The organism is Streptomyces sp. NPDC048600 (assembly GCF_055587025.1).
Genome location: NZ_JBVJGZ010000005.1, coordinates 364,730 through 380,892 on the forward strand (window position 1 = coordinate 364,730; position 16,163 = coordinate 380,892).

At 71.6% G+C, this 16,163-nt stretch carries 14 protein-coding genes; 3 read left to right on the forward strand and 11 right to left on the reverse strand.

The annotated features are described in order from the left end of the window. Positions 1–2: 2 nt before the first annotated feature. The 9 genes from ACZ6SQ_RS09700 to ACZ6SQ_RS09740 all read right to left on the reverse strand — a co-directional run bounded on the left by ACZ6SQ_RS09700 (position 3) and on the right by ACZ6SQ_RS09740 (position 10,129). Positions 3–596 (reverse strand): GTP-binding protein, encoded by a 594-nt coding sequence (locus ACZ6SQ_RS09700; RefSeq protein ID WP_469558626.1) that lies wholly within the window; start codon positions 594–596, stop codon positions 3–5. Continuing rightward, entirely contained in the window at positions 571–948 is a 378-nt protein-coding gene (locus ACZ6SQ_RS09705) for a DUF742 domain-containing protein (RefSeq protein WP_386383870.1), read from the reverse strand. The genes ACZ6SQ_RS09700 and ACZ6SQ_RS09705 overlap by 26 nt, the downstream gene beginning before the upstream one ends. After that, complete coding sequence (locus ACZ6SQ_RS09710) at positions 945–1,346, reverse strand: roadblock/LC7 domain-containing protein (RefSeq protein WP_386383871.1); 402 nt, start codon at positions 1,344–1,346, stop codon at positions 945–947. The genes ACZ6SQ_RS09705 and ACZ6SQ_RS09710 overlap by 4 nt, the downstream gene beginning before the upstream one ends. Beyond that, positions 1,343–2,518: a sensor histidine kinase gene (locus tag ACZ6SQ_RS09715; RefSeq protein WP_469558631.1), complete on the reverse strand. Its 1,176-nt coding sequence runs from the start codon at positions 2,516–2,518 to the stop codon at positions 1,343–1,345. Before ACZ6SQ_RS09715 ends, ACZ6SQ_RS09710 begins: the two co-directional genes overlap by 4 nt. A gap of 1,008 nt (positions 2,519–3,526) precedes the next feature. After that, positions 3,527–4,525, reverse strand: a complete 999-nt coding sequence (gene gap / locus ACZ6SQ_RS09720; protein ID WP_386383875.1) for a type I glyceraldehyde-3-phosphate dehydrogenase — start codon at positions 4,523–4,525, stop codon at positions 3,527–3,529. 222 nt (positions 4,526–4,747) lie between these two features. Continuing rightward, complete coding sequence (locus tag ACZ6SQ_RS09725; RefSeq protein WP_469558634.1) at positions 4,748–5,707, reverse strand: GlxA family transcriptional regulator; 960 nt, start codon at positions 5,705–5,707, stop codon at positions 4,748–4,750. A gap of 138 nt (positions 5,708–5,845) precedes the next feature. Further along, positions 5,846–7,192 (reverse strand): 6-phospho-beta-glucosidase, encoded by a 1,347-nt coding sequence (locus tag ACZ6SQ_RS09730; RefSeq protein ID WP_469558637.1) that lies wholly within the window; start codon positions 7,190–7,192, stop codon positions 5,846–5,848. Between the two features lie 233 nt (positions 7,193–7,425). Beyond that, positions 7,426–9,600: a hypothetical protein gene (locus tag ACZ6SQ_RS09735; RefSeq protein ID WP_469558640.1), complete on the reverse strand. Its 2,175-nt coding sequence runs from the start codon at positions 9,598–9,600 to the stop codon at positions 7,426–7,428. Between the two features lie 97 nt (positions 9,601–9,697). Further along, on the reverse strand, positions 9,698–10,129 hold the full coding sequence (locus ACZ6SQ_RS09740) for a hypothetical protein (RefSeq protein WP_469558641.1): 432 nt from the start codon (positions 10,127–10,129) through the stop codon (positions 9,698–9,700). A 34-nt stretch (positions 10,130–10,163) separates the two neighbouring features. Between ACZ6SQ_RS09740 and ACZ6SQ_RS09745 the strand changes: the two genes are divergently transcribed. Further along, on the forward strand, positions 10,164–10,775 hold the full coding sequence (locus tag ACZ6SQ_RS09745) for a hypothetical protein (RefSeq protein ID WP_469558644.1): 612 nt from the start codon (positions 10,164–10,166) through the stop codon (positions 10,773–10,775). A 277-nt stretch (positions 10,776–11,052) separates the two neighbouring features. Then, positions 11,053–13,443 (forward strand): ATP-binding cassette domain-containing protein, encoded by a 2,391-nt coding sequence (locus ACZ6SQ_RS09750; protein WP_469558646.1) that lies wholly within the window; start codon positions 11,053–11,055, stop codon positions 13,441–13,443. 47 nt (positions 13,444–13,490) lie between these two features. Here ACZ6SQ_RS09750 and ACZ6SQ_RS09755 read toward each other — a convergent pair whose 3' ends face one another. Continuing rightward, positions 13,491–14,144, reverse strand: a complete 654-nt coding sequence (locus tag ACZ6SQ_RS09755) for a class I SAM-dependent methyltransferase (protein ID WP_469558649.1) — start codon at positions 14,142–14,144, stop codon at positions 13,491–13,493. 311 nt (positions 14,145–14,455) lie between these two features. Here ACZ6SQ_RS09755 and ACZ6SQ_RS09760 point away from each other — a divergent pair, with 311 nt between their 5' ends. Beyond that, on the forward strand, positions 14,456–14,692 hold the full coding sequence (locus ACZ6SQ_RS09760) for a hypothetical protein (RefSeq protein ID WP_469558651.1): 237 nt from the start codon (positions 14,456–14,458) through the stop codon (positions 14,690–14,692). Positions 14,693–14,876: 184 nt separating this feature from the next. On the opposite strand, the gene ACZ6SQ_RS09765 is transcribed toward ACZ6SQ_RS09760, so the two are convergent. Then, positions 14,877–16,094, reverse strand: a complete 1,218-nt coding sequence (locus ACZ6SQ_RS09765) for a PucR family transcriptional regulator (protein ID WP_469558654.1) — start codon at positions 16,092–16,094, stop codon at positions 14,877–14,879. Positions 16,095–16,163: the final 69 nt, after the last annotated feature.

Genomic DNA, 16,163 nt, shown 5'->3' on the forward strand with positions numbered 1-16,163 from the left:
TCCTAGGAGGCGCGGTCCAGCAGATAGCGGACCAGGGTGATGAGTGCTTGGGCCGACGACTGCTCGTCGCGCGCGTCGCAGGAGACGACGGGGGTGTCGTCGAGCAGGTCGAGCGCCTCGCGCAGGGCGTGCTCCTCCCGCCGGCTGGTGTGGTCGAACCGGTTCACGGCGATCGCGTAGTCGAGGCCGTACTGCTCGATCAGGTCGATCACCGGGAAGGAGTCCGCCAGCCGCTCGGGGTCCACCAGGATCAGCGCCCCGAGCGCGCCGCGGGCCATGTCCTCCCACATCTGCACGAAGCGCTGCTGGCCGGGTGTGCCGAACAGGTACAGCACCACCCGGTCGCTGATGGTGAGACGGCCGAAGTCCATGGCGACCGTGGTGGTGGTCTTGCCGTTGACACCCTTGAGGTCGTCGATGGACTCGGCGGCCCGGGTCATCGTCTCCTCGGTGGTCAGCGGGACGATCTCCGAGATCGACCCGATGAACGTGGTCTTGCCCACGGCGAAGTGCCCGACGACCAGGATCTTGACGGCCGTCTGCTGCTCTCCGGCGCGGACATAGGCCCGTTCATCCAAACTTGGCCCGGAGCCCATGCAGCACCTCCTCCAGGATGCGCAGGTCGGCGACCGGCGCCCGCTCCACCGGCGGGCGGGTGATGAGATAGCCGCCTTCGACGAGCGAGGAAAGGACGATCTTCACGACTCCCAGCGGGAGCCGTGTGTGTCCCGCGACCTCGGCCACCGAGAGGTAGCCGGCGGAGCAGATCTCCAGGAGGTTCTGCTCCTCGGGGGACAGACGGGTCGGCCGCTGGTGATGGTCCTCGGCCGCCGTGACCAGGGTGATGAGCGACAACTGCCCCTCATCGGGTAAACCGCGGCCCCGGGTGATCACATACGGCCGTACCAGTTCGGCGGACTCCGTCTCCCACTCGTCGGCGGCGGTCATGACGAGGCGCCGAGGTTCTCGCGGGGCGGCGTCATCAGGGCCTTGCCCAGCTGACCGACCAACTGCTGCATACGGAAGGTGATGTCGGCCATGTCGACATCGGGCGCGGCGGAGACACCTAGGTAGGCGCCCTGGCCGGCGGATATCAGGAACACCCAGCCGCCGTCGAACTCGACCAGCGTCTGACGCCACTGCTGGTGGTCACCCTCGCAGAAGAAGCCCAGCGAGCGGCTCAGCGACTGCACACCGCTCATCGCGGCGGCGACCCGGTCCGCGTTGTCCTTGTCGAAGTCCTTCGTCCGGGCCATCAGCAGACCGTCGGCGGAGATCAGGACCGCGTGCAGGGCCCCGGGGATCTCCAGCGCGCTGTCGAGCATCCATGCCAGATCGTCGTTCACGAGACCTCATGTCCTTCAGTGCCGGCACCAGAGGTGCGGTTCGTCTCATCCGCGGAGGCCGCCGGGTCCGTGGGTGTGGCGCGACCGGACTGCGTACCGCGCTGGAACGCGCCCATGATCGCCGCCGTCTCCGCCTCGGAGCGGGCCGGGCCGCCGGCCGCCGGGGTGCTGCCCGGCACGATGGCCATCGGCCGCTTGCGGCGCCGCTTCGGCAGACCGTCGGACGTCGAGGCGACGGAAGCCGCTGTCTCGGGGCCGCCGCGGGTCAGCCCGGCGGTGGTCGGGGCGCTGGGCGCGGGGGTGCGCTGTTCCGGCATGCTCGTCAGCAACTCGTGCGGGAGGAGGAGGACGGCTCGTACGCCGCCGTAGGGGGAGCTGGAGTCGACCGCCACCTCGAACCCGAAGCGCTCGGCGAGCACACCGACCACCGCGAATCCGAACTGGGGCGGGTTGCCCAGCCCCGAGACGCCGGAGACCCGCTCGGTGGACAGCAGCTTGGTCGCCCTGGCCCGCTCCTCGTCGTTCATGCCGACACCCGCGTCGTCGACGACGATGCAGATGCCCTTGGGCACGGTGCGGATATTGATTTCGACGATGGTGTCCGGGCTGGAATAGCTCGTGGCGTTGTCGAGAAGTTCCGCGAGGGCCAGTGCGACGGGTTCCACGGCACGGCTCGTGAGCGCGAAATCGACCTGCGAGAGAATTTCCACCCGCCGGTAATGGCGGACTCGCCCCTGAGCGCTGCGCACCACGTCGTAAACCGAGGCGACTTCACGCTGACGGCCGAGCCAGCCGTCGCACAGCACGGCAATGGACTGAGCGCGCCGGCCGAACTGGGAATTGGTGTGGTCGATTTCCAGGAGGTCGTGGAGAATCGCCGACTCGCCGTATTTGCTCTGCAGTCCGGAGACGACGAGCTGCTGTTCCGCGGCGAGACCCTGAAGCGTCCGCATGGCGGACTTGAGAACCGTCTTCGTCGCTTCTTCGGCTTGCTCCTGAGCTGCCTGGACAGACTTCGCGTAGTCGTTCTCCAGCTCGGCGTAGTGAGCCCTGAGCCGGTCACCGTCCTGTCTCAGGGACCGCGCCGTTCTGCGTTGGCGAACAAAGGCGGCGACTGCGACGAGGGTGGCGACGAGGAGACCCCACACCAGTGGGTTCTGTATGTACGTCATAAGACTCTCTTCAAGCGACTGACGGTCAGATAGTTGAATCTCCGTCAATGCGGGGGTGAACCAGCGGTGCGCCTATCTGTCCGCACTCCGCAAGTGCGCGGTGATCCTATCACCACCGGGAGTTATGACGATCCGTCAATATGTGTTAATGGTTGGTGGATCGGCTTGATCCGCCGGTAAAGCCGCTTCTGTGTCGCTCGGGGCGAATACGGGCGAACCAGGCCCGAAGTCTCGGCGTCCGGACGGGAGTTGGGCCAGTCGCATCCTGGAGAAATGCGTCGGATGCGGTGTCGGCGGGGATGCGGGGCAACTTCCGCTCCTGGCCCAAGAGTTCGCACGGTCTTAACGTGACGGACGGCGGACGGGCGTGACAACGGGTCCGGTTCATCCGGTGTTGGCCCGGCTGTCGCCGTGGAGTCGGCTCACCGACGGCCGCCGGACGGTGCGCCGGCGGGTCCGGGATGGGGTCCGGGTGGCGTCCGGGTGGCTGGGACTCCGCCCTCCCCTGCCCCGCGGGGCGCGGCAGGGTGGCCGGCGGGAGGGTGCTGGGGGTGTGCGAGGCGGGGGCTCGGTTCGTACCCGGCGAACTGTTCACCGGTCGATCGCTTCAGGCGTGGAAGTCGGTCCGGTCCATCGGGCGGAGAGCCGCGCACTCGACGCGCGTGCGGTAGGGCTCTCCGGCGCGCATGCGATCGCACACCCCATCACACCCGCGATCGCGCTTCTGTTCGCAAAAGGAAGTCGCGTTCGAGATCCGCCCGTTCGGCAAGAGTCTCGCCGTGCGAGTGGCCGAATCGAAACGTCATACGTGTCATGCCGGTGGCAATCGCCGGAGTTGCATTCCGGACCCCGCGCGTGACGTGTGTGGCGGAATTCCCGAGGCGTGCCGTGCGAGGCGTTCGCGGACCCGAAGTCGAAAGGCCCGGCCGGGAAAGTCGCGGCCGTAAAGCGGAACTCCCCGCACCGGGCAACCAGGGGCCCGGTACGGGGAGTTCGGCGATCGAGAGGTCAGCGACCGGCGAGCAGCTCCAGCGTGTCGATCACACGGTTGGAGAAACCCCACTCGTTGTCGTACCAGGCGACGACCTTGATGTGGCGGCCCTCGACCCGGGTGAGCTCGGAGTCGAAGATCGAGGAGGCGGGGTTGCCGGTGATGTCGGCGGACACCAGCGGGTCCTCCGAGTACTCGAGGACTCCGGCGAGCGGACCCTCGGCGGCGGCGCGGTAGGCGGCCAGCACCTCGTCGCGGGTCACGTCACGGGAGACGGTCGTGTTGAGCTCGACGATCGAACCCACCGGGACCGGCACCCGGATCGAGTCGCCGGACAGCTTGCCGTCCAGACGCGGCAGCACCAGACCGATCGCCTTCGCGGCACCCGTCGTGGTCGGGACGATGTTGACTCCGGCGGCACGGGCCCGGCGCGGGTCGCGGTGCGGACCGTCCTGGAGGTTCTGCTCCTGGGTGTAGGCGTGCACCGTCGTCATGAAACCGTGCTCGATGCCGGCCAGTTCGTCGAGCACGGCGGCCAGCGGGGCCAGCGCGTTGGTCGTGCAGGAGGCGTTCGAGACGACGGTGTGCAGGTCCGGGTCGTACGCGTCCGTGTTGACGCCGTACGCCAGGGTGACGTCGGCACCGTCCGAGGGAGCGCCCACCAGTACCTTCTTCGCGCCCGCGTCCAGGTGCACGCGCGCCGCCTTGGCGGCGGTGAAGCGGCCCGTGGCCTCCAGCACGATGTCCACGCCCAGCTCGGCCCAGGGCAGCTGCGCCGGGTCGCGCTCGGCCAGCACCTTGATGCGGCGGCCGTCCACCACGAGGGTGTCGCCCTCGACGGTGACCGGGCGGCCCAGGCGGCCCGCGGTCGTGTCGAACGCGAGCAGCCGCGCCAGGGTGGCGGGCTCGGTCAGGTCGTTCACGGCGACGATCTCCAGGGCGCTGTCGCGCTCCAGGACAGCGCGCAGCACGTTGCGCCCGATGCGGCCGAATCCGTTGATGGCGATGCGAGTCATTGGTGGGGTGTCCCTTCGTCCCTCGTCCCTGCGCCCCCAGCCTCGCTCGCGGCGAGGGCCGGTGACCGGGGCGAGAGCGCCACGGTTCGCAAGGATCGCGCCAGGGCCGGGACGCGAGGATCAGGCCACGGCCGAGACGGCCGGGACCTGGGGACAACGCCAGACGGCCAGTCCCCGGGGACGCCGGGGCCGCTCCCCGTCGGGCGCCGCGAAGATCCGGCCTCACTCGCCCCGCGTGAACGTGCGCCGGTACTCGCTGGGCGTCGTCCCCAGGATCCGCTGGAAGTGCAGCCGCAGATTCGCCCCGGTGCCGAGGCCGACCTCGTTGGCGATCTGCTCGATGCCCCGCTCCGAGCGTTCCAGCAGCTCACGGGCCCGGTCGATGCGCGCACGCATCACCCACTGCATCGGCGTGTAGCCGGTGTCCTCGACGAACCGGCGGGAGAACGTGCGCGCCGAGACCGCCGCGTGCCGGGCCAGCGTCTCCAGGGTGAGCGGCTCGTCCAGCCGGTGCAGTGCCCACTCCCGGGTGGCCGCGAAGCGCTCGCCGAGCGGCTCGGGCACCGTGCGCGGTACGTACTGCGCCTGCCCGCCGCTGCGGTACGGCGCCGCGACCAGCCGGCGTGCCGCGTGGTTCGACGCGCCCACCCCGAGGTCGCCGCGCAGGATGTGCAGGCACAGGTCGATGCCGGAGGCGGCTCCGGCCGAGGTCAGCACGCTGCCCTCGTCGACGAACAGCACGTTCTCGTCGACCCGGATCAGCGGGTGTCGCTCCGCGAGGGCGCGGCTGTAGTGCCAGTGCGTGGTGGCCCGCCGTCCGTCCAGCAGCCCCGTCGCGGCCAGCGCGAAGGCGCCGGTCGAGATCGCGGCGAGCCGTGCTCCCCGTTCATGGGCGCCGATCAGCGCGTCGACCACGGTCCGGGGCGGATCCTCACGGTCCGGGAACCGGTAGCCCGGCACGAACACGATGTCCGCCCACTCCAGCGCCTCCAGCCCGTGCGCCACGTGGTACGACAGCCCGTCGCCGCCCGTCACCAGACCGGGCGCGGCACCGCACACCCGCACCTCGTACGGCATGCTCGCCCGGGTCGTGAACACCTGCGCCGGGATGCCCACGTCGAGCGGCTTGGCCCCTTCGAGGACGAGGACGGCGACCCGGCGCAGCGGAGTGGAGGCGGACACGCCACCAGCCTACGAGCCGCCCCGTCGGCGCAAGGCCGTGACCACGCGAAACGGTCCCCGAGGAAGCGCCCCAACCCCCGGATCAACCGCGCCGCGACCGCGTCAGGTGAGACCCGGATCAACCGCGTCGCGACCGATTCAGGTGAGATACGCCAGCCCCGGATGCACGGCCCGGTACTCGTCGACCAGCCGTCGCGCGACGCCGACCGAGTCGACCAGCGGGTGCAGGGCGAAGGCCTTCACCGCGGCGGCGCGCGAGCCGGACGCGGCGGCCGCCATGGCCTCGCGCTCCACCGCCTTCACCGAGCACACCAGGCCCGTCGCATGGGCGGGCAGCGGTGACACGGCCACCGGGTGGGCGCCGCCCGCGTCGACCAGACACGGCACCTCGATGACCGCGTCCGCGTCCAGCACGGACAGGGTCCCGCGGTTGCGCACGTTGAGGATCAGCGTGGTGCGCTCGTCACGGGCGATGGCCCGCATCAGCGCGAGGGCGACCTTCTCGTAGCCGCCGGACTCCGTGAGCGAGGCGTCGTCGCGTTCCCCGGCGCCCGCCGCCTCGCGGTTCTCCGACATGTACGTCGCCTCGCGCTCGGCCCGGGTCGCGTCCCAGGTCCGCAGCGCGGGGGCGGCCGGGTCGCGCATCCGGTCGTAGAACCGGGCCTGCTGGTCGCGCAGGAACGCGCCGCGCGTCAGGTCGGCCTCCTGGTAGGCGCGTACCGTCTCGCGGTTGAAGTAGTAGTAGTGCAGATACTCGTTGGGCACCGCGCCGAGCGACTGGATCCACTCCGGGCCGAACAGCTTGCCCTCCTCGAAGCTGCCGAGCAGTTCGCGGTCGGCGAGGAGACGGGGGAGTTCGTCGCGGCCGCCGATGCGCAGCCCGCGCAGCCAGCCGAGATGGTTGAGGCCGACGTAGTCGGGCACGGCCTCCTCGGGGCGGGGCGCCCCCAGCGCGCGGGCCACCCGGCGGCCGAGGCCCACAGGGGAGTCGCAGATGCCGATGACACGGTCCCCCAGGCGCCGGGCCATGGCCTCGGTGACCAGGCCGGCCGGGTTGGTGAAGTTGATGAACCAGGCGTCCGGAGCGAGCGCCGCCACCCGCTGGGCGATGTGGTCCACCACCGGCAGGGTGCGCAGGCCGTACGCGATACCGCCCGCGCCGACCGTCTCCTGCCCGAGCACGCCCTGCGCGAGAGCCACGCGCTCGTCCGCTGCGCGGCCCTCCAGACCGCCGACCCGGATCGCGGAGAACACGAAGTCGGATCCCACCAGTGCCTCGTCGAGGTCCGTGGTGACGGACACCTCGGGCGCGTCCGGGTACGCGGCGGACTGCTCGGCCAGCACCCGGGCGATGGCGGACAGCCGTCCGGCGTCGAGGTCGTACAGGGTGACGTGGGTGACCCGGCCCTCGGCGCGGTCGTCGAGGAGGGCGCCGTGGACGAGCGGTACACGGAAGCCTCCGCCGCCCAGAATGGTCAGTTTCACGCCGTGAACAGTACTGCCGCGCCCCGGCCCCCGCCACGAGCGCCATCCGGAGCCACGTGGGCTGTCACGGCGACGGTCCGCGCCGCCGGGAACGCACGCGCGCGGGGTGGGCCGGTACGGCCACCCCGCGCGTCACGTGGTGCGGTGAGGAAAGCGAGAGGACTCAGCTCGATTCAATTCGGGTGTTTGAGAAGGAAGCCCCCTCATGGCCTCGCCGGGGCTCACGCTAGCAGTCACGCCGGGATCGCGTCGCGCAGGTTTTCGGGGGTCAGGACGCGGGAGTCCGGGTGCAGGCCCTCGGGGCGCGTCAGGCCGAGGAAGGTGACCGGGCCCTCGGGCAGGGTCGTGCCGTCCCACAGCGTCACGGAGTCGGCCCGGTCCGTCAGCAGATCCACGAGATGACGGATCGTCAGGCTCTCGTGCTCCAGCGCGGCCCGCAGCAGCGCCCCCACGGTGAGCCGGTTGCCCTCGACGGTGTTCCGCGCCGGATCGCCCTTGAGGTACACGTGCAGCCACTTGGCGTGCCAGCCGTCCGCGTCCCGGACGAAGGCGAGCGGCAGCGCGACCCGGCCCGGCCCGCGCAGGTCCGACTTCAGCCGTACGGTGCGCGGTTCGAAGGGGCGGCCCTGCTGCTCGGCCTCGCGCAGCATGAAGCCGAAGAAGGACTCCGCGACCTCGTCGAAGCCCTCGCCCGCGTAGATGTCGACCTCCGGCACGAGGTAGGTGCCGCGCACCGCGCCCAGCCGCAGGTTGATGAACTCCGAGGCCCCGTACGGAGCTTCGGTGATGTCTCCGGAGTGCTCGCCCTCCACCTCCGTGAGCGAGGTCCACGAGAGCCACGTCATGGTGTCGAACGCGTCGTCGAGCATGACCGCCGACAGGTCGTAGTCGGTGGTGCGGCCCCGCTCCTTCCAGTACACGAAGAACCGCAGCAGCTCGCCCTCGACCCGCGACAGCGACCCGCGCGGCAGCACCCCGAGCCCCGACGGGGCCGCACGGCCGCTGAGCGGCAGCGCGACGTCCAGCATCTCGGGGTCGACCAGCAGATGACCGGGGTCGGGCAGCCTGCGGGCGGTCTCCGCGTCCAGCGCGGCGATCAGCGCCTCCCGCTCACGGTCCGGCACGGGCGCGCGGGTGTCGTCCGCGACCCAGCCGCCACCGGCACGGTTGACGAACACCCGGCGTCGGCCGGACTTCGCGTCCCTGTTGTGCAGATGCTCGCGCACGGAGAGCACGACCCGGCCGGACACCTGCCCGGCCGTACGCAGCGCCGCCGCGACCACGCCGTCCCGCTGCTCCTGGTCGGGCGCCGAGCGCAGCAGCCGGTCGAGCGCGCGGTACAGCCGGCCGGGCGCCGCCGCCAGCAGCTCCGCCGCCTCGGCCACCCGGCCCCGCTCGAGCAGTTCCTCGACGTGGCTGTCGAGGGAGCGGACCCGGCGCTCGCCGCGCGCGACCTCGAACACGGCCGCCGCGTGCGGCCACCGCGGGTATTCGTGCGGATGCAGCCGCTCGCCGAGGCGCTTCCACGGCTCGCGGTACGCCGGTACGTCCGTGAGCTTGGCCGGGGACGCCTCGACCACCGCGTCCAGCCCGGCCAGCAGGGCGCGCCGCACCGGCCGCGACAGGGCCTTGAACCGGGTCGGCTCGCGCAGCGTCACATCGCCCTCCGACATCGCGCAGGCCAGCCGCAGCACATCGGTGACGGTGTCCAGCAGCAGCGGGCGACCCGCCTCCAGCCGGGCCCGGTTGACCACGGCACGGCTCTCCCGGACAGGTATCGACTCGGGCTGCGGGCCGTCGGCGCAGACCCCGGCGAGAACCCGCAGATCCGCCAGCCGGTCCTCGCCGAGCGGGGTCGTACTGCCCGCCAACGCCAGGTAGAGCGCGTCGGCTTCGTCCTCCAGCGGGCCGCCCGCGTGCAGCACCGTGACGCGGTCGCCCGCGGCGGGGATCAGTTCACCGTGCGCCGCGAGCATCTCCTCGTAGGCGTGCCGGTAGGAGCCGTACGCCGGGAGCGTGAGCAGGTTCACCACGCCCTCGCTCAGCTGGTCCAGGGTGCCCGCCCGGGCGGCGGGGTCGGCGAGGGCGTCGACCACGCAGGACATCCAGAAGTCGAACGTGTCCGGCACGTTGGCGGGGAAGTCGCGGAAGTACACATTGTGCCGGACGTGGTCGCCCACCAACGCGGCGACCGCCCGCAGCGTGGACCGCCCCGTCTCGGCCACCGTCTCCTCGGGCAGTCCCGCCAGCAACTGCAGCAGTTCGGCGGAGAGCTTGAACCCGACGGTCATCAGCGCGGCGTCCAACTGGCGTGCGGCGACCTCGCCTTGACGTCCGGACCCGCTCGACGGCGGGACGGGGACGCGGTGGGTGTGCCGTACGACGACCTGGGCGAGACCGTGATCCATCCGGTCATGCTGGCAGAGCGCCGCGCGGCACCGCACGCGGATATCCGCACGGCCGCGGGCGCGGCACTCCGCCGTCGGCCCGCCCGCTCGCCGCGGTCTACAGCTCGTGGTCCTCCGCGAGCGTCTCCCAGTCGAGCGCGCGCAGCGCGTCGTCGGCGTCCTCGTCCGAGGGCACCGTCGGGGCCGGCTGGAACCAGGCGACGACGAGCGCGGAACGGTACAGGACGGGGTCGTGCTCCGGGGAGATCACGGCGGACCGGAACAGCCCCAGGCAGGCCACGGCCGGCAGCACCTCGACCGGGCCGAACGCCCTCGGGGTCGGGTCCGGACGCTCCACGGCGGGCGGGACCAGATGCGCCGGCGTGCCGGGGTACTCCTGCCCCGCCCGGTACAGCAGGTTCTTCGTCCTCATCATGTTGACCGGCTTGCAGGGGTAGCCCTCCAGCATCCCGCCGTACGTCGAGGACATGCTCAGTGCGCAGAGCTCGACGAGACGGCCGGACGACAGGATGATGCGGCTGAGTGACATGGGCACACCCTAGGTAGGGGAGAGGTGGTGGCGCATGTTCTTACGTGGGCAGGGACGGCGGCGCGAAGCGGACGAGCTGCGGGCGAAGTTCATCACGAACCGGGACAAGGTCCGTGCCTGGCAGCAGCGTTGGGACTGCCCCGAGGTCGAATGGCCGCCGTTCACCGAGACACCGTTCCCCTACGAGATCGCGCCGTGGGATCTCGCCGACTGGCTGGAGCGCCGCGCGCCCCATCTGGAGCGGTACGAGTGGCTGCTGGAGGCCCGGCCCGTCGCGCGGGGCGTCGAAGCGCTCACGGGACACTGGGAGTTCGGCGCGGGCCACCGCTTCGAGCAGCTGAGGATCGAGTTCCGCAGCGCCCTCGACCCGGACTACCTCGCCGAGAAACTGGCCCTCGGCATCCGGGCGGCCGACCTCCTGGGCTGGCGGGAGGAGGACGTCCAAGGGCTGTACGACTGGCTGCACGAGGGCGTGTCGCGTCTCGTCGGCACCGGGATGGTGCGCGGCAGGCATCGCAGCGGGTTCCTGATGAACGCCCTGACCTGTGTCGCGGTCAGCCGCGCCGAGGTGATCACCGAGGTCCGCACCACGCTCACGGACACCGCCATGGACGGCACTCCGCTGAGGCCGGACGGCAGCTCCTAGCGCTCGGGGGGCGCCCGACCTGCTGGGGCCGCGTCGCCGCCCGGCGGCGTCCCGGGAACGCCCTCCCGGTCAGGAATCCGGCGGCATCCAGGGAACGCCCTCCCGGTCAGGAATGGAGAAGCGCCCGCACCCGCCGGTGTCTAGGGTGGTGGCACTCGTACGCCCGCGGGCGCACCCCTGCGCGCAGCGCGCGGTATGCCCGGCTATGGGCTAATGTGCCCGACGGCCGCCGGTCGGCCCGCCGCCCCCGGCGCCCCGCGCGACAGATGGAGACATGATGAGCAGGGCCAGGAAGACGGACACGCAGCCGGACGGCCGGACGACGGCCCACCTCGCGGACAGCCACGAGCTGATCCGGGTCATCGGCGCCCGCGAGAACAACCTCAAGGACGTCAGCGTCGAGATCCCCAAGCGCCGCCTGACCGTGTTCACCGGTGTGTCCGGCTCCGGCAAGAGCTCCCTGGTGTTCGACACCATCGCCGCCGAGTCGCAGCGGCTGATCAACGAGACGTACAGCGCGTTCGTACAGGGCTTCATGCCCTCGCTCGCGCGCCCCGAGGTCGACGTCCTGGACGGCCTGACCACCGCGATCATCGTCGACCAGAAGCGGATGGGCGCCGACCCCCGCTCCACCGTCGGCACCGCCACCGACGCCAACGCGATGCTGCGCATCCTCTTCAGCCGCCTCGGCGCCCCCCACATCGGCCCGCCCAGCGCCTACGCCTTCAACGTGCCCTCGGTCCGCGGCAGCGGCGCGATCGCCGTCGGCGACAAGAAGGCCGTGAAGGCCACGTACAGCCGCACCGGCGGCATGTGCCCGCGCTGCGAGGGCCGCGGCACCGTCTCGGACATCGACCTCACCCAGCTCTACGACGACTCCAAGTCGCTCAACGAGGGCGCCCTCACCATCCCCGGCTACACCATGGACGGCTGGTACGGCCGGATCTTCCGCGGCTGCGGCTTCTTCGACCCGGACAAGCCGATCCGCAGGTTCACCAAGAAGGAACTGCACGACCTGCTCCACAAGGAGCCCACCAAGATCAAGGTCGACGGCATCAACCTCACCTACGAGGGGCTGATCCCGAGGATCCAGAAGTCGATGCTGTCGAAGGACCTCGACGCCCTCCAGCCGCACATCCGGGCCTTCGTCGAGCGGGCGACGACCTTCACGACCTGCCCCGAGTGCGACGGCACCCGGCTCGCCGAGGGCGCCCGCGCCTCGAAGATCAAGGGCATCAGCATCGCCGACGCCTGCGCGATGCAGATCAGCGACCTCGCGGAATGGGTCGGCACCCTCAAGGAGTCCTCTGTGGCCCCGCTGCTCCAGTCGCTGCGGCACACGCTGGAGTCCTTCGCCGAGATCGGCCTCGGCTATCTCTCCCTGGACCGGCCGGCCGGCACCCTCTCGGGCGGCGAGGCGCAGCGCGTGAAGATGATCCGCCATCTCGGCTCCTCCCTCACCGACGTCACCTACGTCTTCGACGAGCCCACCACCGGCCTGCACCCGCACGACATCCGGCGGATGAACGACCTGCTGCTGCGCCTGCGCGACAAGGGCAACACCGTCCTCGTCGTCGAGCACAAGCCGCAGACCATCGCCATCGCCGACCATGTCGTCGACCTCGGCCCCGGCGCCGGCACGGGGGGCGGCACCGTCTGCTTCGAGGGCACGGTGGAGGGCCTGCGCTCCGGCGAGACGGTCACCGGCCGCCACCTCGACGACCGGGCCACGGTGAAGGACGCCGTGCGCGAGCCCGGCGGCGCGCTGGAGATCCGAGGGGCGAGCGAGCACAACCTCCAGGACGTGGACGTGGACATCCCGCTGGGCGTCCTGACCGTCGTCACGGGCGTCGCGGGCTCCGGCAAGAGCTCCCTGGTGCACGGCTCGATCCCCGGCGAGGAGGGCGTGGTCTTCGTCGACCAGGGCGCGATCCGCGGCTCCCGGCGCAGCAACCCGGCCACGTACACCGGGCTGCTGGAGCCGATCCGCAAGGCCTTCGCCAAGGCCAACGGCGTCAAGCCCGCGCTGTTCAGCGCCAACTCCGAGGGTGCCTGCCCCACTTGTAACGGCGCCGGGGTCATCTACACCGACCTCGCGATGATGGCGGAGGTGTCCACCGTCTGCGAGGACTGCGAGGGCAGGCGCTACGACGCCTCGGTCCTGGAGTACCACCTCGGCGGCCGCGACATCAGCGAGGTGCTCGGGATGCCGGTGGCCGAGGCCGAGGAGTTCTTCGGCTCCGGCGAGGCCCGCATCCCCGCCGCCCACAAGATCCTCCAGCGGCTCGCCGACGTCGGCCTCGGCTACCTCACCCTCGGCCAGCCGCTGACCACGCTGTCCGGCGGTGAACGGCAGCGGCTGAAGCTCGCCACGCACATGGCCGAGAAGGGCGGGATCTACGTCCTGGACGAGCCGACCACCGGCCTGCATCTGGCCGATGTCGCCCAACTGCTCGGACTGCTCGACCGGTTGGTCGACTCGGGCAAGTCGGTCGTCGTGATCGAGCACCACCCCGCGGTCATGGCCCACGCGGACTGGATCATCGACCTCGGCCCCGGCGCCGGTCACGACGGCGGCCGGATCGTCTTCGAGGGCACGCCCGCCGACCTGGTCGCGGCCCGCTCCACCCTCACCGGTGAGCACCTCGCGGACTACGTGGGCGCCTGACCGCACCACGGAGGCGTGGCCGCCCGCCCGGCCACGCCTCCACCGCGTCAACCCCGCCCGACGGCGAGGAAAGTGGCGAACTGCCGCCTGCCGGATTCACCGGCCGGCTGCACCAGACGTGCCGTGACCTCGAACCCCGCCCGCTCCAGCAGCCCGGCGATCGTGTCCGCGGGCAGCAGATAGGACGTGTACGACACCGGACGACCGCCGTAGGCCCGTTCCGGGCGCAGGGTCTCACCGCCGCCCGCGTGGCCGGAGAGCAGCAGGTGCCCTCCGGGGGCCAGGACACGCCGGAACTCCGCGAAGGCCAGGGGAAGTTCGTCCGGCGGCGTGTGATGGGTGGAGTAGTAGGCCAGTACGCCGCCCAGTTCACCCTCGTCGAGCTCCAGCGCCGTCATCGAGCCGACGTCGAACCGCAGACCGGGATGGGCCGTTCGGGCCAGATCGATCATCCGCGGCGATACGTCGACTCCGAACACCTCGACGCCCAGGGCGGCCAGATGGGCCGTCACCTTTCCGGGACCGCACCCGAGGTCCGTGACGGGCCCTCGGGTGTCGCCCCGCACGAGCTCGGCGAAGACGGCCAGCATGCCGCGCGACAAGGGGTCCAGTTCGTCGGGGGACTTGACGCGTGCGGTGTAGTCGGCGGCGACGGTGTCGTACGACTCCCTGATCGCGGCGAGATACGAGGGTTCGGTCACCGGGCCATCCTGCTACGCCTTCCCGGCCCCATCAGTGGCAGCACCCGGACCGGCGCGGGCACGCACCTGGACCGTGCGGCGGACGGTGACCCCGCCGAGGGGGCGCACATGCCACCGGTATGCCACCGAGCGCGCCGCGTGTACGCCGTTTCACCTCCACGGCGGAGGATGCGCACCGGCCGCGCTGGGCAGGCATGAGCGCCATGGGCGACATCGCATCGGCACGGGGACAGGGCGCACGAAACGCGCCTGAAGAAACGTTAAGTCGTAAGGATCGCAGAGACCCGGAGAGAGGGGCGTGAGTGCCGGGCATGACGTCGAACGGAGCCGACACCCCCGAGGAGCGTCCCGCGCCGGGAAGCAGCCCCGAGGGCGCGACGGACGCCGGGGACACCGAGAGGAACGAGAGGTCCGCGCACACGGACACGCCGATCTACGCCCAACTCGTCGCGCTGTGGCGGGCCCAGGGCCGCGAGGTGCCCCGTCCGCCGCGCGGACCCGCGCTGCCGCGCCCGGTGCAGCCGCCCGACTTCTTCGGCCGGGGCTGAGACGGTGGAGGCACGCCCTCGACCGCCCCGTACCCGGTTCGCCGCCGCGTACGGCGACCGGGCGGCTCTGCTCGGCGTACGCCCTTGAACACACCCTGCGCCCTCTCGACTGCGTCGCCCGACTGCCCGCCGGGACGCTCGCGGCGGCCCGCGCGGCGCTGGGCGACCCGGGCCGCTCTGTCGGTCAGTCGTGGCCGCGCCAGTGGCGGATCTCCAGCGCCGCGGCGACCTCCAGGGTGTGTTCGGCGAGCGGGCGCGGCAGGAGCTCGTCGGCGCGGTTGAGGCGGCGCAGCAGGGTGTTGCGGTGGGTGAACAGCCGCAGGGCGGCCCGGGAGGCGTTGCACTGCTCGGCGAGGAAGACCCGGACGGCGTCGACGATGTCGGCGGGCGCGCCGTCCAGGTCGCCGAGGGTGCGTCTGACGAAGCGGTCGGCGCCCTCCAGGTCCTGGGACAGCAGGGCGACGAGCTCGACCTCGTCGTGGGAGGCGAGGCGCTGGGCCGAGGCGAGCCGGGCGAGCATCCGCTGGGTGGTGAGGGCGTCGAGATGGCTGCGGCGGAAGCCGTTGACGCCGGAGGCGGGTGAGCCGAGCGCGATGCGCGCGACGGGCAGCTGGCCGATGGCCGCCCGGACCCCGGCGGGATCGAGGGGCGCGTCGATCCACACCCAGCGGGTGGCGGCGCTGGCCGTGACGCTGAGCAGACGGGCCCGGCCGGCGGCGGACGCGAGGGCCTCGGCGGCACGGTCGAGCCGGCGCAGGTCCGCGTCCAGGTCGTCGGCCCAGATGACGGCCGCGGTGTGCGTGGTGTCCAGCGGGTAGCCCAGTCCCGCCTCGGCCCGCTGGGGTGTGATGGGCGCCCCGTCCAGCAGCAGGGTGACGATGTGCCTGCGTTCGGCGTGCGTACCGCCGGCGAGTTCGACGCGCTCGGCGCGGATGTGCGCGGAGAGCACGGCGACGGAGGCGTCGACGAAGGCGGAGATGGAACGCAGGGAGACGTCGAGCAGCTCGCGCAGTTCTTCGGCGTCGTCGGTGAGCGAGCACGCGATCTGCGTCCACACCCGGACCGCGACGCTCTCCCCGGCGCGGAAGGCGTCGAGAGCGGGTTCGTCGAGTCCGTGCCGCACGATGTCCCGGGCGGTGACGAGGGGCAGCTCCCCGTCGTTCGCGGGCACGGGCGCGCCCGGGGCGCTGACGTTGGCGGCGGCCCACTGGAGCAGATTGGCCCGGTTGGCCCGCCGCATCCCGGCCGACAGCACGGGGTCGGCGGCGATCGGCTTCCGCGTCTCCCCGGCCAGGGTGGCCGCGTCCAGCTCGGCGAGCCACTCCGGCCGGGGGTTGAGGGCGATCTCGGCCCCCTGGCGGATCAGGCTCCGGATCCTGGGCGAGGGCGTGCTCCACGACATGCGCTCAAGGTAACAGTGCACTGTGCACCAGTCCGGAGGAAATCCGGGGCAGATTGTTCCTATGCCTGT